18 protein-coding genes are annotated in these 19,415 nt (G+C 69.9%); 12 read left to right on the top strand and 6 right to left on the bottom strand.

What is annotated here, in order from left to right; all coding sequences use genetic code 11:
* Positions 1 to 256: 256 nt before the first annotated feature.
* The 3 genes from purB to NPA30_RS11205 all read right to left on the bottom strand — a co-directional run bounded on the left by purB (position 257) and on the right by NPA30_RS11205 (position 3,720).
* On the bottom strand, positions 257 to 1,564 hold the full coding sequence (gene purB, locus NPA30_RS11215) for an adenylosuccinate lyase (protein WP_256802758.1): 1,308 nt from the start codon (positions 1,562 to 1,564) through the stop codon (positions 257 to 259).
* Positions 1,565 to 1,633: 69 nt separating this feature from the next.
* Complete coding sequence (locus NPA30_RS11210) at positions 1,634 to 2,620, bottom strand: P1 family peptidase (RefSeq protein ID WP_256802757.1); 987 nt, start codon at positions 2,618 to 2,620, stop codon at positions 1,634 to 1,636.
* On the bottom strand, positions 2,617 to 3,720 hold the full coding sequence (locus NPA30_RS11205) for an ABC transporter substrate-binding protein (protein ID WP_256802756.1): 1,104 nt from the start codon (positions 3,718 to 3,720) through the stop codon (positions 2,617 to 2,619). Before NPA30_RS11205 ends, NPA30_RS11210 begins: the two co-directional genes overlap by 4 nt.
* A 185-nt stretch (positions 3,721 to 3,905) precedes the next feature.
* On the opposite strand from NPA30_RS11205, the gene NPA30_RS11200 reads away from it, so the two are divergent.
* From NPA30_RS11200 to NPA30_RS11165, 8 genes are all read left to right on the top strand, one after another.
* Positions 3,906 to 4,391 (top strand): flavin reductase, encoded by a 486-nt coding sequence (locus NPA30_RS11200; RefSeq protein ID WP_256802755.1) that lies wholly within the window; start codon positions 3,906 to 3,908, stop codon positions 4,389 to 4,391.
* Between the two features lie 26 nt (positions 4,392 to 4,417).
* Positions 4,418 to 5,332 (top strand): AAA family ATPase, encoded by a 915-nt coding sequence (locus NPA30_RS11195; RefSeq protein ID WP_256802754.1) that lies wholly within the window; start codon positions 4,418 to 4,420, stop codon positions 5,330 to 5,332.
* Entirely contained in the window at positions 5,332 to 6,588 is a 1,257-nt protein-coding gene (locus tag NPA30_RS11190; RefSeq protein WP_372338793.1) for a vWA domain-containing protein, read from the top strand. Before NPA30_RS11195 ends, NPA30_RS11190 begins: the two co-directional genes overlap by 1 nt.
* Positions 6,589 to 6,606: 18 nt before the next feature.
* Entirely contained in the window at positions 6,607 to 6,942 is a 336-nt protein-coding gene (locus tag NPA30_RS11185) for an XdhC family protein (protein WP_256802752.1), read from the top strand.
* Entirely contained in the window at positions 6,942 to 7,658 is a 717-nt protein-coding gene (locus tag NPA30_RS11180) for an XdhC family protein (protein ID WP_256802751.1), read from the top strand. The genes NPA30_RS11185 and NPA30_RS11180 overlap by 1 nt, the downstream gene beginning before the upstream one ends.
* Positions 7,655 to 9,283: an NTP transferase domain-containing protein gene (locus NPA30_RS11175; protein ID WP_256802750.1), complete on the top strand. Its 1,629-nt coding sequence runs from the start codon at positions 7,655 to 7,657 to the stop codon at positions 9,281 to 9,283. Before NPA30_RS11180 ends, NPA30_RS11175 begins: the two co-directional genes overlap by 4 nt.
* A 161-nt stretch (positions 9,284 to 9,444) precedes the next feature.
* A complete protein-coding gene (locus NPA30_RS11170) occupies positions 9,445 to 10,980 on the top strand; it encodes a cryptochrome/photolyase family protein (protein ID WP_256802749.1) in 1,536 nt (511 codons plus the stop codon).
* A 134-nt stretch (positions 10,981 to 11,114) separates the two neighbouring features.
* Positions 11,115 to 11,396 (top strand): usg protein, encoded by a 282-nt coding sequence (locus NPA30_RS11165; protein ID WP_256802748.1) that lies wholly within the window; start codon positions 11,115 to 11,117, stop codon positions 11,394 to 11,396.
* A gap of 77 nt (positions 11,397 to 11,473) precedes the next feature.
* Here NPA30_RS11165 and radC read toward each other — a convergent pair whose 3' ends face one another.
* The 3 genes from radC to phaC form a co-directional block, all read right to left on the bottom strand.
* Positions 11,474 to 12,217, bottom strand: coding sequence for a RadC family protein (radC, locus tag NPA30_RS11160; protein WP_256802747.1), 744 nt, complete (start codon positions 12,215 to 12,217; stop codon positions 11,474 to 11,476).
* 8 nt (positions 12,218 to 12,225) lie between these two features.
* Positions 12,226 to 13,071 carry a type I methionyl aminopeptidase gene (gene map, locus NPA30_RS11155; RefSeq protein ID WP_256802746.1) on the bottom strand — a complete coding sequence of 282 codons (846 nt, stop codon included), beginning with the start codon at positions 13,069 to 13,071 and terminating at the stop codon, positions 12,226 to 12,228.
* Positions 13,072 to 13,185: 114 nt separating this feature from the next.
* A complete protein-coding gene (phaC, locus tag NPA30_RS11150) occupies positions 13,186 to 15,015 on the bottom strand; it encodes a class I poly(R)-hydroxyalkanoic acid synthase (RefSeq protein ID WP_256802745.1) in 1,830 nt (609 codons plus the stop codon).
* Positions 15,016 to 15,255: 240 nt separating this feature from the next.
* On the opposite strand from phaC, the gene NPA30_RS11145 reads away from it, so the two are divergent.
* From NPA30_RS11145 to glpX, 4 genes are all read left to right on the top strand, one after another.
* Positions 15,256 to 15,693: a hypothetical protein gene (locus NPA30_RS11145; RefSeq protein ID WP_256802744.1), complete on the top strand. Its 438-nt coding sequence runs from the start codon at positions 15,256 to 15,258 to the stop codon at positions 15,691 to 15,693.
* Positions 15,694 to 15,779: 86 nt separating this feature from the next.
* Positions 15,780 to 16,997 carry an LL-diaminopimelate aminotransferase gene (locus NPA30_RS11140; protein WP_256802743.1) on the top strand — a complete coding sequence of 406 codons (1,218 nt, stop codon included), beginning with the start codon at positions 15,780 to 15,782 and terminating at the stop codon, positions 16,995 to 16,997.
* 41 nt (positions 16,998 to 17,038) lie between these two features.
* Complete coding sequence (locus NPA30_RS11135) at positions 17,039 to 18,343, top strand: homoserine dehydrogenase (RefSeq protein WP_256802742.1); 1,305 nt, start codon at positions 17,039 to 17,041, stop codon at positions 18,341 to 18,343.
* A gap of 73 nt (positions 18,344 to 18,416) precedes the next feature.
* The gene (gene glpX, locus NPA30_RS11130; RefSeq protein WP_256802741.1) at positions 18,417 to 19,406 is read left to right on the top strand and encodes a class II fructose-bisphosphatase; all 990 of its coding nucleotides are present in this window, start codon (positions 18,417 to 18,419) and stop codon (positions 19,404 to 19,406) included.
* Positions 19,407 to 19,415 lie beyond the last annotated feature (9 nt).

The raw sequence follows: 19,415 nt of genomic DNA, 5'->3' as shown, positions 1-19,415 counted from the left end.
GGAGCCTCGAGGGTGCCGGAGGACGTGTCGGCGGTCGGCGCCGTTGACCATCGGCGTCTGCGCCTCGTTGCCCCAGAAGAAGTAGCCGAGGACCACCGCGACGATTGCGACGGCCGCAACCAGCTACCACGGGGTCTTGCCGGTGCGGCGGGACTGAGGCGTGTCGGTCATGCGGAGCGGCCTGAACGGTCCACCGGCGTAGTGCGCGGCCGGTGCCTCGGCAAAAACCGGCACTGCGGCGCCGGGCTCCCCAGGATCAGCCGGCGCCGAACACCCGCTCGAAGATCGTCTGGACGTGCTTGGTGTGGTAGCCGAGGTCGAACTTCTCGCGCAGGCTCGCCTCGTCGAGCGCCGCCGTCACTTCGGCGTCGCCGAGGAGCTCGGTCAGGAAGTCGGCATCGTCCTGCCAGACCTTCATCGCGTTGCGCTGCACCAGCCGGTAGGCGTCCTCGCGGCTGACGCCGGCCTGGGTGAGGGCGAGGAGCACCCGCTGGGAGTGAACCAGGCCCTTGAACTTGTTGAGGTTGGCGAGCATCCGCTCGGGATAGACGACGAGCCGCTCGACGACGCTCGTCAGCCGAACCAGCGCGAAGTCCAGCGTCACCGTGGCGTCCGGGCCGATCATCCGCTCCACCGAGGAGTGCGAGATGTCGCGCTCGTGCCAGAGGGCGACGTTCTCCATCGCCGGCAGGGCGTAGGAGCGGACCATGCGGGCGAGCCCGGTGAGGTTCTCGCTGAGCACCGGGTTGCGCTTGTGCGGCATCGCCGACGAGCCCTTCTGGCCCGGCGAGAAATACTCCTCGGCTTCCAGCACCTCGGTGCGCTGCAGGTGGCGGACCTCGGTCGCCAGCCGCTCGATCGAGGACGCGATCACCCCCAGCGTGGCGAAGAACATCGCGTGCCGGTCGCGCGGAATCACCTGGGTGGAGACCGGCTCGGGCTTCAGGCCCATCGCGTCGGCGACGTGCGCCTCCACCCGCGGGTCGATGTTGGCGAAGCTCCCGATCGCACCGGAAATCGCGCAGGTGCGGACCTCCTCGCGGGCGGCGACGAGGCGCTCGCGGGCCCGCTCGAACTCGGCATAGAAGCCGGCGAGCTTCACGCCGAACGTGGTCGGCTCGGCGTGGATGCCGTGCGAGCGGCCGATGGTGACGGTGTCGCGGTGCTCGAGGGCCCGGCGCTTGATCGCCGCGAGCAGCGCGTCGAGATCGGCGAGGAGCAGATCGGCGGCGCGCACCAGCTGGACGTTGAAGCAGGTGTCGAGCACGTCCGACGACGTCATGCCCTGGTGGATGAATCGGGCGTCCGGCCCGACGAACTCGGCGAGGTGGGTGAGGAAGGCGATGACGTCGTGCTTGGTCTCGCGCTCGATCGCATCGATCCGCTCGACGTCGAAGGTGGCCGCGCCGCCCTTCTCCCAGATCGTCCGGGCCGCCTCCTTCGGGATCACGCCGAGTTCGGCCAGCGCATCGCAGGCATGCGCCTCGATCTCGAACCAGATCCGGAACTTGACCTCCTGCGACCAGATCGAAACCATCTCGGGGCGGGAGTAGCGGGGGATCATCGGGAGAGTCCTTCGGATGCGGTTGCGCGGGCAATATCAGAGCGGACCGGCGGCCTCAACGCGGCGGCGTCACCCGTGTCCCAGCGCCAGCCGCGCAAGGTGAACGCCGCGCGCGATGGCGCGCGCCATGGCGGCGGTGGCGGCGGCCTGCATCGTCAGCCGCTCGCGCGGCTCGGGTGCATGGCCGCTTCGGCCGGTCGCGAGCGCGAAGACGAGGTCGCCGTCGAAGTCGGTGTGCGCCGGCCAGAGCGCGCGGGCATAGCCGTCATGCGCCGCGATCGCCAGCCGCCCGGCGTCCTCGCGCGTCAGGACGGCGTCGGTGGCGACGATCCCGAGAGTGGTGTTGGCATTCGGTGCCGGATCGCCCTTCAGCCGCAGCCGCATGGCATCGACGGGCAGGGGATGCGGCAGGCCCCGTCCGCCGAATTCGTCGCCGATCTCGAAGGGCGCCGACCAGAAACGCGCCGTGTCGCCGATGGTCGCCGAACCGACGGCGTTGACCGCCACGAGAGCCGCGACGGTGATGCCGTTCGGCAGGCGGACGGACGCCGAACCCAGGCCGCCCGGACCCGTCGCGGTCGTCGCCCCGAGTCCCGCGCCGACGCTGCCGAGCGCGACGTCTTGCCCGGCACGCGCGGCCGCCGCGTAGCCGAGGTCGCGGTAGGGCGAGAACCGGCCCCAGGCCTTGTCCCCGCCATTGGCGAGGTCGAAGAGGATGGCGCCGGGGACGATCGGCACGTGCTGGCCGCGGACCTCGAACCCGCGGCCCTGCTCGCGCAGCCAGGCCTGCACGCCGGTCGCCGCGTCGAGGCCGAAGGCCGAGCCGCCGGACAGGACCAGCGCGTCGATGCCGGGAACGAGACTGCCGGCGCGCAGGAGATCGGTCTCGCGCGTACCGGGGGCGCCGCCGCGCACGTCGACCGCCGCGACCGCCGGCGTGTCGCACAGGATCGCCGTCGTGCCGCTGCGCAGGCGCTCGTCGTCGGCATGGCCGACCGCGAGACCGGCGACGTCCGTCAGACCGTTGCGCGGTCCGGGCGCGAAGGCGTGCGTCATGGCTGCTCGGCGGCGGGTGCGAAATGGTCACCGCGCCAGACGTAGTCGCGATAGACGTCGAGATCGGCGTCTCCGACCGCGTCGAAGCGGACCTCGCCGAGGCGCGTCGAGAAGGTCTGCGCGTCGAGAACCGCGGCGACCGGCTCTTCGTCCTGCCGCGACCGGCGCACGGCGGCGACCGCGATCTCGACGGCCGCCGCCGCCGGCAGGGCGTAGCCGGGCAACGCGGAGGCCGCCGCGTCGGTGGCCGAACCGGACGGGGTGGCCGCCGCATCCCAGAAGGGCGCCACCGCATGAATGCCCGTCGGCAGCGGCAGATCGATGCTGTTCTCGTCGAACAGCGACTCGCCGCCATAGATCTCGAGCTTCAGCTCGAGTTCTGCGGCGTCGCGCGCGATGACGGCGACGTCCTGGCGATCGCCGGCGATGAAGATGTTCGTCACGCCGGTCTTCTGGATGCGCCGGGCAAGGCCGAACTGCTTCTCCTCGGCCGGCCGGTAGTTGTCGACCGTCGAAGCCCGCAGCCCAGCCGCCTCCATCCGGGTCCGGACCGCATCGGCAAGGCCGCGGCCGTAGATCGTGCCGTCGTCGACGAGGCCGTAGGGCACGTCCCGCCAACGCTGGATCAGGAGTTTGGCGATGGCGTCGGCCTCCGCGTCGGAGCGCGGCGCGACACGCCAGATCCGGTTGCCGGTCTTCGCCCGCTTGTCGGTCAGCCGGTTGGCCCGCACCCCGACGTCGATCGTCGGGATATCGGCTTGCGCGAGGAGCGGCAGGGCCGTCTCGATCGACTCGGTGCAGAGGAAGCCGATGACCGCATCCACCTGTGCCGCAACGAGCGCCTGGGCCGCAGCCGTCCCGCCTTCGGGCGTGCAGGCCGTATCGACCGGGCGAAGCTCGACCGGCCCGTCCGCGCCGAGCGCCGCGGCCGCCTCTTGCGCGCCCGCCCTGACCTGCTCGCCGAGCAGCGCCGAGCTTCCGCTGAGCGGGGCTGCGACGCCGATGGTCACGGACGCATCGTCGGCCGCCGGGGCGTCCGAGACAAAGCAGGCGGCAAGGAGGGTGGCGGCTGCGGAGACAGCCAGGATCGGATGGCGCATGCGCCTGCTTAGCCGGGATCGCGCTGCTTTTCGAGGCTTGCGCGGCGATCCTCGCGTCGGCGAACGGCGCGTTCGTCGCCAATCTGCAGCTTTGAGGCGCGGCGCTACGTGCGCGTTAAGCTTCTCTGCCCTATGTAGAGCGCATGAACGCGATGTTTTCACACGAGTCCCAGGCGGGAGCGGGCATGACGACGGGCGACGTCGACCGGGCGCAGTTCCGCGACGCCATGGCGCGCCATGCCGCGGCGGTGACGCTGGTGACGACAGACGGGCCGGCCGGCCGACGCGGCGTGACGGTGACCTCGGCCTGTTCGGTCTCCGACGATCCGGCAATCCTCCTGGTCTGCCTGAACACCTCGAATGCGCTGAACCAGCGCTTCCTCGACAACGGCGTCTTCGCCGTGAACGTGTTGTCCGCTGTCCAGGAAGACCTCGCGCGGGACTTCTCGGGCGGCCTGCCGCCGGAACAGCGGTTCGACAGGGGGGATTGGGACAGGCTCGCCACCGGGGCGCCGACCCTGCCGGGCGCCCTGGTGAGCTTCGACTGCCGGCTGCGCGAGAGCCAGGTCGTGGCCACCCACCGCATCCTGTTCGGCGAGGTCGTGGCCCTCCGACTGGGCGAACCTGCCGCCTCGCTCGTGTATCGGGACCGCCGCTACCGCCACCTTTGAACCGGCCGTCTGGGAGGACGTCCGCCGTGACACCAACGCTGCCCACCTCCATCGACGCCACGCAACAGCTGCTCGAAGGCGAGGGCTACGTCGCCGATCGCGCCCTAGCGACCGTTCTGTTTCTGGCCCTGAAGATGGGTCGACCGCTCTTTCTGGAGGGCGAGGCCGGCGTCGGCAAGACCGAGATCGCCAAGGTGCTGGCCGCCGCGCTCGACCGGCCGCTCATCCGACTGCAGTGCTACGAAGGGCTGGACGTCGCCTCCGCGCTCTACGAGTGGAACTACGGCGCGCAGATGATCGAGATCCGCCTGCGCGAGGCCTCCGGCGACGTGGTGCGCGATGCGATGCGCTCCGACATCTTTTCCGAGCGCTTCCTGATCCGAAGGCCGGTCCTGCAGGCCCTGGAGGGTGAGCCGGGTCGGGCGCCGGTGCTTCTGATCGACGAGCTCGACCGGACCGACGAGGCGTTCGAGGCGTTTCTGCTGGAGGTGCTGTCCGACAGCCAGGTGACGATTCCCGAGCTCGGCACGATCCGTGCACCGGAGCCGCCGATCGTGGTGATCACCACCAACCGCACGCGCGAGATCCACGACGCGCTGAAGCGCCGCTGCCTCTATCACTGGGTCGAGTATCCGACCGCCGAGCGGGAGCTCGAGATCGTCCGCCGCAAGGCGCCGCAGGCCCCGGCCGCCTTGTCGGCCGAGATCGTCGCCTTCGTGCAGCGGCTGCGTTCGGCGGACCTGTTCAAGGCGCCGGGCGTCGCCGAGACGATCGACTGGGCCACCGCCCTGACCGAACTCGATGCGGTGGCCCTCGACCCCGAGCTCGTGTCGGACACGCTCGGCGTTCTCCTGAAATACCAGGACGACATCGCCCGCATCGGAACCGGCGAAGGCCGCGCGATGCTGGACGAGATCCGGCGCGGCCGGTCCGGCGCCTGATCGTGGCGGCGCACAACGAGGGCGCGGCAGAGACCGGCGCTCCGGCGGGCAAGCTGGCCGAGAACATCGCCCATTTCGCACGGACGCTGCGGCGCGCCGGGCTTGCGCTCGGACCGGCCGCGACGCTCGACGCGATCGCTGCGGTCGAAGCCGCAGGCATCGGCGGGCGCGACGATTTCTACTGGCTGCTCCATGCCGTCCTGGTGAAGCGCCACGAAGACAGCGCCGTCTTCGACGCTGCGTTCGAGGTGTTCTGGCGGCCGCGTGACCTGACCGGCCGGCTGATCGCCATGCTGTCGCCGATCGCCCCGCCGCGTCCGGGCGAGCCGGGCCCGAAACGGGCGGGCGAGAGTCGGGTCGCCGACGCCTTGGCCGCGCCGCGGCGGGAGCGGGAGGCGGAGCGCCGGACCGAGATCGAGATCGACGCGCGGTTGACGGTCTCCGGCAGAGACCTTCTGCGGACCAAGGACTTCGCACAGATGTCCGCAGCGGAACTTCAGGACGTCAGGCGCGCCATGGCGGCTCTCGTCTTGCCGAACGATCATGTCGCGACACGCCGCTTCTGCGCCGACCCCCGGGGCGAGCGGATCGATCCGCGCGGCACCCTGCGGCTCTCCCTGCGCAGCGGCGGCGATCTCATGTTGCCCGCGTTCCGCACCCGGCGGATCGTGCAGCCGCCGCTCGTCGTCCTCGCCGACATCTCTGGCTCGATGAGCCAGTACAGCCGGATCTTCCTGCACTTCCTCCATGCCCTCTGCGAGAAGCGTCGGCACGTCCACACCTTCCTGTTCGGCACGCGCCTCACCAACGTCACACACCAGATGCGCCATCGCGATCCCGATGCCGCGGTCGCCGCCGCCGCCGCTGCGGTCGAGGACTGGTCGGGCGGCACGCGCATCGCCGCAGCGATCCAACGGTTCAACCGCGACTGGTCGCGGCGGGTGCTCACCGGCGGCGCCGTCTGTCTGCTCATCACCGATGGGCTGGAGCGCGAGGGCACGGAGGATCTCGTTCGCGCGATGGAGCGGCTGCACAAGTCCTCCCGGCGTCTGATCTGGCTGAACCCGCTCCTGCGCTTCGACGGCTTCTCGGCGCGGGCGCAGGGGGTGCGGGCGATGCTGCCGCATGTGGACGAGCTTCGCCCGGTCCACTCGCTCGAGGCGATCGGCGATCTCTGTGCGGCGCTGTCCGGCCGCGCTGGAAATTCGGCCGATCCGCGCCGATATCTAGAGGGCCCCGCGGCACGCGCCGCCTGACCGGAAGGGGGACGATCCATGTCCGCAGCAAACGAAACGCCGGCACTCGACGTGCTCGGCACCGCCGAGGCCTGGCTTGCCGAGGGCCGGCGCCTGGCGCTCGCCACCGTCGTCGAGACCTGGGGCTCGGCGCCGCGCCCGACCGGCAGCCACCTCGTCATTGATGCCGACGGCAATTTCGAGGGCTCGGTTTCGGGCGGCTGCGTTGAGGGCGCCGTCGTCGCCGAAGCCGTCGACGTGATCGAGGCGGGCGAGCCGCGCATGCTCGAATTCGGCGTCGCAGACGAGACCGCCTGGCGCGTCGGACTCTCCTGCGGCGGGCGGATCAGGGTGCGCGTCGAGAGGCTCGGCTGATGGAGCGTGCGGTCCTCGAGGCGCTGAACGCCGAGCGCCGCGCGCGCCGCGCCGCTGTGGTGGTGACGGACCTCGGCTCCGGCGCCGAGCGGCTGGTGCGCGAGAGCGAGGTGGAGAGCGATCCGCTCGCCGAGGCGCTCGGGAGGGCGCTGCGCGCGGGCAAGTCCGGGACGGTTGAGACGAACGAGGGCGACGTCTTCCTCAACGTCCACCTGCCGCCGCCGCGGCTCGTCGCGATCGGCGCGGTGCACATCAGCCAGGCGCTGGCGCCGATGGCAAGGCTCGCCGGATTCGACGTCGAGATCATCGACCCGCGCACGGCCTTCGCCACGCCCGACCGCTTCCCGAACGTCGCACTGGCAGCCGAGTGGCCCGACGAGGTGCTCGCGCGCCGGCCGCTCGACCCGTACACGGCGCTGGCGGCGCTGACCCACGACCCCAAGATCGACGACGGCCCGCTGCTGGCGGCGCTGCGCACCGGCTGCTTCTACATCGGCGCGCTCGGCAGCCGGAAGACGCACGCCAAGCGCCTGGAGCGGCTGGTGCAGGCGGGGATCGAGCCGTTCAGGACGGAGCGCGTCGAGGCGCCGATCGGCGCCGACATCGGCGCTTCGACGCCGCCCGAGATCGCCGTCGCCATCCTCGCCTCGGTGATCGCTGCCTTCCGCAAGCGCAAGATGCACGCCGAGCGGCGCGGCGAGACCGAGGCGGCATGAAGTTCGGGCCGGTCCCGGTCCGGGACGCCGAGGGCGCCATCCTCGCCCACGCGCAGTCTGCCGGCGGGCGCCGGCTGAAGAAAGGCACGCGCCTGGCGGCGGACGACGTCGAGGCGCTCGCGGCCAACGGGCTGGCCGACGTCGTGGTGGCCCGTCTCGAGCCAAGCGATCTCGCCGAGGACGAGGCTGCGGCAGCGATCGGTTCCTGCCTCGGCACGACCGGGATTGACGTCGGTCCTGCCACGACCGGGCGGGTGAACCTCTTTGCCCGGCTGGCCGGCGTCTTCCTGCCGGACAAGGGCGTCGTCGACGCGGTGAATTCGGTTGATCCCGGCATCACGCTGGCGACGCTCCCCGCGTACGCGTCCGTCGAGTCGGGCCGAATGCTGGCGACGGTGAAGATCATCCCGCTCGCGGTGCCGGGTGAGGCGGTCGCGCGCGCCGTCCGGGTGCTTCGGGAGGCGGCGGCGATCCGGCTGGCGCCGTATCGTCCGCGGCGCGTGGCGCTGATCCAGACCGAATTGCCCGGTGTGAAGGCAAGCGTGCTCGACAAGACCCGGCGCGTGACGGAAGCCCGGCTCGCTGCGACCGGGTCCGCGATCGTGCGCGAGCTGCGGTCTCCGCACGCGGCTGGAGCGCTCGCCGACGCCATCGCGGAGTGCGACGACGCCGAGATGATCCTGATCTTCGGCGCCTCGGCCGTCATCGATCGGCACGACGTCCTGCCGAGCGGCATCGAGCTTGCCGGCGGCCTGATCGAGCAGTTCGGCATGCCGGTGGACCCGGGCAACCTTCTGTTGCTCGGCCGGCTCGGCGATCGACGGGTGCTTGGTGCGCCGGGCTGCGCGCGCAGCTCGAAGGAGAACGGTTTCGACTGGATCCTCAACCGTGTGCTCGCCGATATTCCGGTGACGAATGAAGACATCCGAGGGATGGGGGTGGGGGGGCTTCTGATGGAGATCGCGTCACGCCCGTCGCCGCGCGAGACGGAAGGGCTGCAGGGCGAGGGCGCCCCGGTGATCGACGTCGTGCTGCTCGCCGCCGGCCGGTCGAGCCGCATGGGCGGGCCGAACAAGCTTCTCGCCCGCTTCGACGGCGAGACCCTGCTGCGCCGCTCCGCCCGCACCGCACGCGCAAGCCGCGCGGGCCGCGTTCATGTCGTCTTGGGCCACATGCGCGAGCCGCTCGCTGCCGAACTCGCCGGCCTCGACGTCGATCTCGTCGACAATCCGCAGTTCGCAGAGGGCCTCTCCACCTCGCTCATTGCCGGGCTGGCGGCGGCGGCGCAGGCCGACGGCGTGCTCGTGATGCTGGCCGATCAGCCACAGCTGACCCATGGCGACCTCGACCGGCTGATCGACGCCTTCTCGCCGACCGGCGAGGGATCGATCGTGATTGCCACCGACGGTGGACGGCGGGCGAACCCCGCGATTCTCAGCCGGGTCTATGCGGCCGAGCTTCGCGCGCTCACCGGAGATGTCGGGGCGCGCGCGCTGATCGCCGCGCACCCGGAGGCGGTCCGGGAGGTCGAGGTCGGCCGCGGCGCCAGTCTCGATGTCGACACGCCGGAGGCGATGCACGCCGCCGGCGGCCGGTTCGACCCGGACAGCGACATGGGTCACTGATGCCGCCGCCCGTGATGCGTGTCGCGAGGCAGCGGAAGGCGCGAGCTCTGCATCGGACACCCCGTGCTCAAGCGGACGTGCGGCCAAGGCGCCCGACCTCGGCTTGATCGGGCCCGTGCCGGCTACAGCTTAGGCCGGCATTCGGTGTGGGGCGGTTCTTCATGACGGTGTTGCGCTTCGTTCTCGGCGACCAGCTCAGCCGCTCGGTGTCCTCGCTGCGGGACGTCGCGCCGGACGACGTCATCCTGCTGGCCGAAGTCGGCGAGGAGACCGGCTACGTGCGGCACCACAAGCGCAAGATCGCCTTCCTCTTCGCGGCCATGCGCCATTTCGCCGAAGACCTGCGCCAGGAGGGATTGAGGGTCGAGTACCGCACGCTCGACGAGGACGCTCCCGCCGACAGCTTCACCGCGGCGCTCATGGAGGCGGTCCAGCGCCATCGGCCAGAGCGCGTGGTCGTCACCGAGCCCGGCGAGTGGCGCGTTCGCCAGATGATGGAGGGGTGGGAGAGGGCGCTGGGCCTGCCGGTCGAGATCCGGCCGGACGACCGGTTCCTCTGCGACCACGCCACCTTCGAGGCCTGGGCCGAGGGCCTCAAGGGCCTGCGGATGGAGTATTTCTACCGCGAGATGCGCCGACGCACCGGCTTCCTCATGGACGGCGAGGCGCCGGTCGGCGGGCGCTGGAACTTCGATTTCGCCAATCGGGAGCGGCTGCCGGCGGAGATCGAGCCGCCGCCGCGGCCGGATTTCCCACCCGACGCCGAGACGCAGGCGGTGCTCGACCTCGTCTCCCGCCGCTTCGGCAATCATTTCGGTGACCTCGACGGCTTCGACTATCCCGTCACACGGCAGGATGCCCTGCGCTACCTGGACTGGTTTGTGGAGGACGCGCTGCCGCGCTTCGGCCCGTACCAGGACGCGATGCGGCAGGGGGCGCCGCTGCTGTTCCACTCGCATCTGTCGGCGCTGATCAATTGCGGCCTCCTCGGACCGCAGGAGTGCTGTCTGCGGGCCGACGACGCCTATCACGCCGGCGCGGCGCCCATCGAGGCGGTGGAGGGGTTCATCCGCCAGATCATCGGCTGGCGCGAGTTCGTGCGCGGCATCTACTGGCGCGAAATGCCCGGCTACGGCGAGCGCAACGCGCTGGGCGCGACGCGGCCGCTGCCCGACTTCTTCTGGACCGGCGAGACCGAGATGAACTGCCTCGCCCAGGCGATCGGCGAAACGAAGCGCAACGCCTACGCTCACCACATCCAGCGGCTGATGGTGCTCGGCAACTTCTGTCTCCTCGCCGGGCTCGATCCGACGGCGGTGCAGGAGTGGTATCTCGTCGTCTACCACGACGCCTACGAGTGGGTCGAAATGCCGAACGTCGTCGGCATGATCCTGTTCGCCGATGGCGGCCTCTTCGCCTCCAAGCCCTATGCCGCCTCGGGGAACTACATCCACAAGATGTCGGACTACTGCGAGAACTGCGTGTTCGACGTCACCCGCAAGCTCGGTCCGCGCGCGTGTCCGTTCAACTATCTCTACTGGGATTTCCTCGACCGCAACGGCAAGACGCTGCGCGGCAACCAGCGCCTGCGCCAGCCCTACCAGACTCTCGACCGCATGAGCGGCGAGCGGCGCACGGCGATCCGCGATGACGCGCGGCGCTTCCTCGACCGGCTGCCCAGCGGAGGGGACTACTGAGTGCGGCTGGCGCGGTTCGGGCCACCTGGACGCTCCGGTGATCCGAAGGATTTGCGTTAAGCTTTCGACAAGTTTCGGGGCGCAGCATCGTTAAGCCGGCTTCACACCGGCCGGCATGACCATGGAGCTTGCCGATGCCTGCGTCCGACGTCGACCCCGCCTTTCTGGAGATGCTGGAGGGCTACGGCCTCACCAGCGCCGAGATCCTCTACCGGATGCCCGACCATCCGGCGCTGCTGCAGAGCTTCTCCTGGCAATTCCATGACATCGCCCCGGACTATCCGCGGCTGAAGCGCTTCCTCGCCCACTGGGAACGGGAGGTGGAGGCGGCGATCCATTCGGTGCGCTTCAGTCACGCCCGACTGGTGGGCCGGCGCGAGATCCGCACGCTGACGGAACTCGGGCGCCTGCACTGACGCCGCTCGAGCGACTGGTCCGCTCGGCCCTCGGTCAGGATTGTCGGCGCTCGGGAGGCGCGGGTCATCAAGTCCGGTCAGATCAGCCGCAGGCCCTTGAGGCTGGCATGACCGGCACGGCCGACAATGACGTGATCGTGCACGGCGATGCCCATCGGCCGTGCGGTCTCGATGATCGTCTTGGTCATCTCGATATCGGCGCGCGACGGCGTCGGATCGCCGGAGGGATGATTGTGCACGAGGATCAGCGCAGTCGCCGACAGCTCCAGCGCGCGCCGCACCACCTCGCGCGGATAGACCGGCGTGTGGTCGACGGTGCCGGTGCCCTGCACTTCGTCGGCGATCAGGCCGTTCTTCTTGTCGAGGAAGAGGATGCGGAACTGCTCGCGCGTCTCGTAGGCCATGGCGGCGGTGCAGTAGTCGAGGACGGCGGACCAGGAGGAGAGGATCTCTCGCCCCTTGATCTGCGAGCGCATCGCCCGTCGGTTGACCGCGGCGACGATCGACAGGTCCAGCGCCGTCGAGTGGCCGATGCCGGCCACCTCCTGGAGAAGGGCGACCGGCGCGTTCAGCACCTCGCCGAGCGTGCCGAAGCGGGCGATCAACGCCTTCGCGAGCGGCTTGACGTCGCGGCGCGGGATCGTGCGGAACAGGACGAGTTCCAGCATCTCGTAGTCGGCGAGCGCCGCGGCGCCGCCTTCCGCGAAGCGCTCGCGCAGGCGGTCGCGGTGCCCGTCATAGTGCTTGGCGATGCGCGCCGAGCGGTCGGCGCCGGGCCGTCCGCCTTCGCCGAAGCCACTCTCGTCCGCCTCGGCCGCCACGACGCCCGTCAGCCGAGCGTCGTCGTCTCGAGCCCCAGGCCAGGCGCGTCGAGACCGAGGGGAGAATAGGTGAAGACCTCGCAGCCGCTTTCGGTCACCGCGACGGTGTGCTCGTACTGGGCGGAGAGCGACCGGTCCCGCGTGACGGCCGTCCAGCCGTCGCCGAGAACCTTCACGTGCGGCTTGCCGAGATTGATCATCGGCTCGATGGTGAAGATCATCCCGGGCCGCATCTCGACGCCGTCGCCGCGCTTGCCGTAGTGAAGGACGTTCGGCGCGTCGTGGAAGATGCGTCCGACGCCATGGCCGCAGAAGTCGCGCACCACCGAGCAGCGCTCGCTTTCGGCATACTCCTGGATGGCGGCGCCGATGTCGCCCATCCTGGCCCCCGGCTTCACCTCGGCGAGCCCGAGCAGCAGCGAACGGTAGGTGACCTCGCAGAGCCGCTCGGCCGCGCGCTTCGGCTTGCCGACCGGATACATGCGCGAGGAGTCGCCATAGTAGCCGTCGACGATCAGCGTGACGTCGATGTTGACGATGTCGCCGTCGCGCAGCGGCTTGTCGTTCGGGATGCCGTGGCAGACGACGTGATTGATCGAGGTGCAGGTGCTCTTGGTGTAGCCGCGATAGTTGAGCGTCGCCGGCACGGTGTCGTTGGCGAGGGCGAAGGCGAGCACATGCGCGTCGATTGTGTCGGTCGTCACGCCGGGCTTGACGATGTCGACGAGCGAATCGAGGCAGCGCGCCGTCAGCTGGCAGGCCTTGCGCATGCCTTCGAAGGCGGCGGCGTCGTAGAGGCGGATCGCGCCGGTGTTGCGCACCGGATTGGCTTCGGCCTCGAGGTAGCTGATCATCGCAGTCCACAAAGAAGTTCGGCAGAGCGCCCTGCCATCCATCGTGATGTCGCATTAGCGGACCGGCGCTTCAAGCCCTGGACGGTCGAGGCCATTCGCGCGCGCTCACGTCCGTCAGGAGCGGACCTTGACGTAGGAGCCCGGCGCGTCCTCGATCGGCGACAGTCGACCGCCGCCCGGCTGGCGCGCCGGCACCCGCTCGCCCGACTGCGGCTCGATCCAGGCCTGCCAGTGCGGCCACCAGGAGCCCTTGGTCTCGGTCGCATGCGCGAGCCAGTCGTCGAGCGTCTCGTGGCGCGAGGGAGCCGGGCCGGTCCAGTACTGGTACTTGCCGCGCGACGGCGGATTGACGACGCCGGCGATGTGGCCCGAGCCGGTCAGCACGTAGGTCGCTTCCGCGCCGAAGGCGCGGCTGCCGAGGAAGACGCTGCGCGCCGGCGCGATGTGGTCCTCGCGCGTCGCCAGTTCGTAGATCGGGATCGTCACCCGCGAGAGGTCGAGCCGCTCGCCGCCGATCTCCAGGGTGCCCTCCACGAGCTTGTTCTTGAGGTAGAAGTTGCGCAGGTAGAACAGGTGGTTCGCCCGGGACATCCGGGTCGCGTCGGCGTTCCAGTAGAGGAGGTCGAAGGGCAGCGGCTCCTTGCCCCTCAGGTAGTTGTTGACGAAGTAGGGCCAGATCAGGTCGCCGGCACGCAAGAGGTTGAAGGCCGTCGCCATGTGCGCACCCTCCAGATAGCCCTTGGCCATGCTCGCCTCGATCAGCTCCAGCTGCGTCTCGTCGACGAAGAGCTTGAGATCGCCGGGGTCGGTGAAGTCCACCTGGGTGGTCAGGAGCGTGGCGCTGCGGATGCGGTCGTCGCCCTTGCCGGCCAGCGAGGCGAGGGCGGCCGAGAGCAGCGTGCCCCCGACGCAGTAGCCGACGGCGTTCACCTCCCGCTCGCCGGTCGCGGCCTCGATCGTGTCGAGCCCGAAGAGGATGCCGTCCTCGATGTAGTCGCGCCAGTCGAGCGCGGCATGCGCCTCCGTCGGGTTGACCCACGAGATCACGAAGACGGTGTGGCCCTGCTCGACCATCCAGGCGATCAGCGACTTCTCCGGCGTGAGGTCGAGGATGTAGTACTTGTTGATCCAGGGCGGCACGATCAGCAGCGGCCGGCGCAGCACGGTCTCACCGGCCGGGGCATACTGGATGATCTGGCACAGCCGGTTTTCGGCCACCACCTTGCCCGGCGTCGCGGCCAGATTGCGCCCGACCTCGAAGCCGGAATAGTCGGCCTGACGGAGCCGCAGCTGGCCGCGGCCCGCCGCCATGTCCTCAGCGAACATGCGCATGCCGCGCACCAGATTCTCGCCGTTGGTCGCCATCGTCTCGCGGAACAGCTCCGGGTTGGTCAGGACGAAGTTCGAGGGCGAGACGGCCTGGGTGATCTGCTTGACGTAGAACGCCGCCTTGTCCCGGGTGTGGGGGTCGAGACCTTCGGCGCGGGCGACCATGTCCTCGGCCCAGCGGCTGGAAAACAGGTAGAATTGCTTCATCACGTCGAAGAACAGGTGGCGGCTCCAGTCCGCGTCCCGGAAGCGCTTGTCCGCTTCGGCGGGTGCGACCGGCGGCTGCGGTGTCTCGCCCGCCATGCGTCGCAAGGTGTTCGCCCAGATGGCGAAGCACCCGCCGACGAAGCGGGTCTGCGCCTCCATGATCCGGGCGGGATCGGCGAGCCAGTATTCGCTGATCTTGCCGATGGTCGCGGCGACCTCGGGAAAGCTGATCGGCCCCTGATCGACCAGCGTGCCGTTCTCACGGGGCTCGAGCCACTCGGACGCGGCCTTGCCGAGCTGCTCCAGGGCACGCGCGAGGTTGCGGCTGAGGGCCTCCGGATCGCGCACGGTATAGGCGTCGTAGGGACCGAAGGCGCCATCGGCGCCGGGCTCGCCGGTGTCGTTCATGGGTGCTCTCCCTCAGCTTCCATCTTGTCGCGGCCGGGTCTTCGTCCCGACGGGCGATGGTCGGCAACTCTACTTAACGCATCCACACCGGTTTTGCTCGTGCGGGAGAGCCAGAGCGGCCGTCCTGTCAGCCACGATTCCGGCAGCCGCCTCATCAGGCGACGGGCTCGGCAGGCGTTTGCTGTCGGCCGGCTTTCGAGTAAGAAGAACCCACAGATGTTCCAGGATCCGCCCCGAGTGATGCCCTCCACCGCGCGCCGCCTTCGTCTCGCTGCCGTCCTTGCCACGGCACCGCTCGCGGCCTGTACGTCGATGTTTCCCGACGAGGATCCGACGGCGGGACTGGAGCGCGCGCGCATGGTCGAGAACGGTCCGTCGGCTCAGCGCCTCGGCTCGGATGGCTATCCGCTGCTCGGCGCCTTTCCCAACACCGCGGCACCGCAGCTGGACAACACCACGGTCGCCAACGAGCGTCGCCAGCTCGAGGCCGAGGCGCAGGTGAGCGCGGCGATGACCGGTGGCAACGCAGCGGCCTACCAGCAGTCGGTGTCCCAGATGCAAGCGCTGGGCGACAAGACGCGCGCGGATGTGGCCGCCGCGGTCGCCAGCACCGCACCGGCCGATGCTGGAGCCGCGGCGGTCGGTACGCCGGCCCCGCGCCTCACTCCCACCCGCTGATCCGTCGGTACGGCCGACGCATATCTTTCATGAGAGTCGATGGTCCCGGCGTGCGTCCCGCGACCGGCCCTAGCAGGACAAACGCGATGGAAGAGTTCCACAAGGTCCGCCGCCTGCCGCCCTACGTCTTCGAGGAGGTCAATCGCCTCAAGGCGAGCTCGCGCGCCAAGGGTGCCGACATCGTCGATCTCGGCATGGGCAATCCGGACCTGCCGACGCCGAAGTTCATCGTCGACAAGCTGTGCGAGGCGATCCGCGACCCGCGCACGCACCGATACTCGGCATCGAAGGGGATCGCCGGCCTGCGCCGCGCCCAGGCCGCCTACTACAAGCGGCGCTTCGGCGTCACGCTCGACCCGAACACCCAGGTGGTGGCGACCCTGGGGTCGAAGGAGGGCTTCGCCAACATGGCGCAGGCGATCACCGCGCCCGGCGACGTGATCCTCTGCCCGAACCCGACCTATCCGATCCACGCCTTCGGCTTCCTGATGGCGGGCGGCACGCTGCGCGCGCTCCCGGCCCGCCCCGACGACACCTTCATGTCGGCCCTCGACAAGGCGGTCCGCCACTCCATCCCCAAGCCGCTCGCGGTGATCCTGAACTATCCGTCCAATCCGACCGCCTTCACCGCCGATCTCGACTTCTATGCCGAGGTCGTCGCCTTCGCCAAGAAGCACGGCATCATCGTCCTCTCCGATCTCGCCTATGCCGAGATCTATTTCGACGACACGCCGCCGCCGTCCGTCCTGCAGGTGCCGGGCGCGATGGACGTGGCGGTCGAGTTCACCTCGATGTCGAAGACCTTCTCCATGCCGGGCTGGCGGATGGGGTTTGCCGTCGGCAACGAGCGGCTGATCGCGGCGCTCGCGCGGGTGAAGTCCTATCTGGACTACGGCGCCTTCACGCCGATCCAGGTCGCGGCGACCGCCGCGCTGAACGCCGACGACAGCGCCATCCGCGAGGTGCGCGAAGTCTACCGGCGGCGGCGGGACGTGCTGGTGGAATCCTTCGGCCGCGCCGGCTGGGACGTGCCGCCGCCGTCCTCGACCATGTTCGCCTGGGCGCCGCTGCCGCCGCAGTATCTGTCGCTGGGGTCGCTCGAGTTCTCCAAGCTCCTGATCGAGAAGGCGGACGTCGCGGTGGCGCCGGGCGTCGGGTTCGGCGAGCACGGCGACGACCATGTCCGCATCGCCCTGGTGGAGAACGAGCACCGCATCCGCCAGGCGGCGCGCAACATCCGCCGCTTCCTTGCAAGCGGCGAGGAGACGCGGCAGAACGTCATCCCGCTCGGCGCCCGGGCCTGATCCCGGCAGCGATTCCCGGCGGCAAGGACGGAAGGGGTTTCATGACACGCCCGATGAGGCTCGGCATTGCCGGGCTCGGCACGGTCGGGGCTTCCCTGGCCCGGCTGATCCACGACAAGCGCGAGGTCTTCGCCATGCGCACCGGGCGGTCGATCGAGATCGGCGGCGTCTGCGCGCGCGACCGCGACCGCGACCGCGGCGTCGATCTCAGCGCGACCGCGTGGTTCTCCGACCCTGTCGAACTCGCCGGACAGGGCGAGATCGACGTCTTCGTCGAGCTGATCGGCGGCGCCGAGGGACCGGCCTATGAGGCGGTGAAGGCCGCGCTCAACCGCGGCCTGCCGGTGGTCACCGCCAACAAGGCGCTGCTCGCCCATCACGGCGTCGCGCTCGCCAAGCTCGCGCAGCGCAGGAACACGACGATCTTCTTCGAGGCGGCCGTCGCCGGCGGCATCCCGATCATCAAGACGATGCGCGAGGCGCTGCGCGGCAATTCCGTCAGCCGCGTCTACGGCATCCTCAACGGCACCTGCAACTACATCCTGACCCGGATGGAGAAGGAGGGGCTCGCCTTCGCCGACTGCCTCGCCGACGCCCAGCGGCTCGGGTATGCCGAAGCGGATCCGACCTTCGACGTCGGCGGCTTCGACGCCGCCCACAAGCTGGCGATCCTCACTTCGCTCGCCTTCGGCTGCGAGATCGACGTGGAGGCGATCTTCGTGGAAGGCATCTCCGAGGTCACGGCCGAGGACATCCGGGCAGCGGCCGAACTCGGCTACCGGGTCAAGCTCCTCGCGGTCGCACAGCGCGCCGAAAGCGGCATCGAACAGCGCGTGCACCCGACCATGATCCCGGCGCACGCGGCGCTGGCGCAGGTCGACGGTGTCACCAATGCCGTCGCGGTCGACAGCGATCTTCTCGGCTCCATCCTGCTCGCCGGCCCCGGCGCAGGAGGCAAGGCGACGGCGTCGGCGGTGCTGTCGGACATCCTCGACCTCGCCGGCGGCGACGCCACCCCGACGCTCGGTGTCGCGCCTGCCGTTCTCGCGCCCTACAAGCGGGCCCGCATGCGGGCCCATGAAGGCGGCTACTACATCCGTCTGACGGTGCTCGACCGGGTCGGCGCCTTTGCTTCGATCGCGCGCCGGATGGCCGAAAACGGCATCTCGCTCGAATCGATCGTGCAACGCCGCGCCGCAGGCGACTCGAACGACGAGATCGCCCCGGTGATCCTGATCACGCACGAGACGACCGAGGCGGCGGTGCGCAGGGCGCTCGACCTCGTGTCGAAGGACGGGCATCTGCGGGGCGAGCCGCGCATGATCCGGATCGAGACCCTCGACTGAGCGCACCGCCTGGCCGACATTGTGCGTTCATGTGGATGAGGCATATGACCGGCCGCAACGGGGAGATGGGGACATGACAGGCGCCGAACTCGGCACGGAGCCGCTCGATCGGATGCTGTCGATCGAGATCGCCCGCGTCACGGAGCGCGCGGCGGTGGCCGCCGCGACGCTGCGCGGACGCGGCGACGAGAAGGCGGCCGATCAGGCCGCCGTCGAGGCGATGCGTGCGGAGCTGAACCGCGTCGCGATCGACGGACTCGTCGTCGTCGGCGAAGGCGAGCGGGACGAAGTGCCGATGCTCTATGTCGGCGAAGTCGTGGGCAACGGTACCGGACCGCAGGTCGACATCGCGCTGGACCCGCTCGAAGGCACGACGATCTGCGCCAAGAACCTGCCGAACTCGCTCGCGGTGATCGCCGTCGCGGCGCGGGGCAGCCTGTTCAACGTGCCCGACGTCTACATGGAGAAGATCGCCATCGGTCCGGGCTATCCGGACGGGCTCGTGAGCCTGCGGCGCTCGGCGACCGAGAACCTGGAGGCGCTCGCCGACGCCAAGGGCGTGCCGGTCTCCGAGATCTCCGCCTGCATTCTCGACCGGCCGCGCCACGCGCAGCTGATCGAGGAGGTGCGCGCGACGGGCGCCTCGATCCGGCTGATCGGTGACGGGGACGTCGCCGGCGTCATCCATGCCGCGGATCCCGACGAGACCGGCATCGACATCTACATGGGCATCGGCGGCGCGCCGGAGGGCGTGCTGGCGGCCGCGGCGCTGCGTTGCACCGGCGGACAGATGGAGGGCCGGCTGCAGCTCAACACCGCCGAGAAGCGCCAGCGCGCCGAGGCGATGGGCATCACCGACGCCAGCCGCATCTACCGTCACGACGAGATGGCCTCAGGGCACGTGATCTTCGCGGCCACGGGCGTGACCGACGGCAACATCCTCGACGGCGTGCGGCTCTACAAGAACCGGATCGAGACGCACACCTTGGTGATGCGGTCGTTCTCGCACACGGTGCGCGAGATCCGCGCGCGGCACTACGACCGGAGCAAGTTCGGGATCTGACGCGCACGC

Origin of the sequence: Mangrovibrevibacter kandeliae, assembly GCF_024519155.1 — a bacterium.
GTDB lineage: Bacteria > Pseudomonadota > Alphaproteobacteria > Rhizobiales > Rhizobiaceae > Mangrovibrevibacter > Mangrovibrevibacter kandeliae.
Note: the sequence above shows the minus strand (reverse complement) of the source record. Positions and strands in the feature narration are given on the sequence as shown.

Coding starts and splice junctions, on each gene's coding strand:
- NPA30_RS11175 (WP_256802750.1), top strand. CDS start 7,655: ATGAAGTTCGGGCCGGTCCCGGTCCGGGACGCCGAGGGCGCCATCCTC.
- purB (WP_256802758.1), bottom strand. CDS start 1,564: ATGATCCCCCGCTACTCCCGCCCCGAGATGGTTTCGATCTGGTCGCAG.
- map (WP_256802746.1), bottom strand. CDS start 13,071: ATGATCAGCTACCTCGAGGCCGAAGCCAATCCGGTGCGCAACACCGGC.
- phaC (WP_256802745.1), bottom strand. CDS start 15,015: ATGAACGACACCGGCGAGCCCGGCGCCGATGGCGCCTTCGGTCCCTAC.
- NPA30_RS11210 (WP_256802757.1), bottom strand. CDS start 2,620: ATGACGCACGCCTTCGCGCCCGGACCGCGCAACGGTCTGACGGACGTC.
- NPA30_RS11140 (WP_256802743.1), top strand. CDS start 15,780: ATGGAAGAGTTCCACAAGGTCCGCCGCCTGCCGCCCTACGTCTTCGAG.
- NPA30_RS11170 (WP_256802749.1), top strand. CDS start 9,445: ATGACGGTGTTGCGCTTCGTTCTCGGCGACCAGCTCAGCCGCTCGGTG.
- NPA30_RS11135 (WP_256802742.1), top strand. CDS start 17,039: ATGACACGCCCGATGAGGCTCGGCATTGCCGGGCTCGGCACGGTCGGG.
- NPA30_RS11205 (WP_256802756.1), bottom strand. CDS start 3,720: ATGCGCCATCCGATCCTGGCTGTCTCCGCAGCCGCCACCCTCCTTGCC.
- glpX (WP_256802741.1), top strand. CDS start 18,417: ATGACAGGCGCCGAACTCGGCACGGAGCCGCTCGATCGGATGCTGTCG.
- NPA30_RS11165 (WP_256802748.1), top strand. CDS start 11,115: ATGCCTGCGTCCGACGTCGACCCCGCCTTTCTGGAGATGCTGGAGGGC.
- NPA30_RS11180 (WP_256802751.1), top strand. CDS start 6,942: ATGGAGCGTGCGGTCCTCGAGGCGCTGAACGCCGAGCGCCGCGCGCGC.
- NPA30_RS11185 (WP_256802752.1), top strand. CDS start 6,607: ATGTCCGCAGCAAACGAAACGCCGGCACTCGACGTGCTCGGCACCGCC.
- NPA30_RS11145 (WP_256802744.1), top strand. CDS start 15,256: ATGCCCTCCACCGCGCGCCGCCTTCGTCTCGCTGCCGTCCTTGCCACG.
- NPA30_RS11200 (WP_256802755.1), top strand. CDS start 3,906: ATGACGACGGGCGACGTCGACCGGGCGCAGTTCCGCGACGCCATGGCG.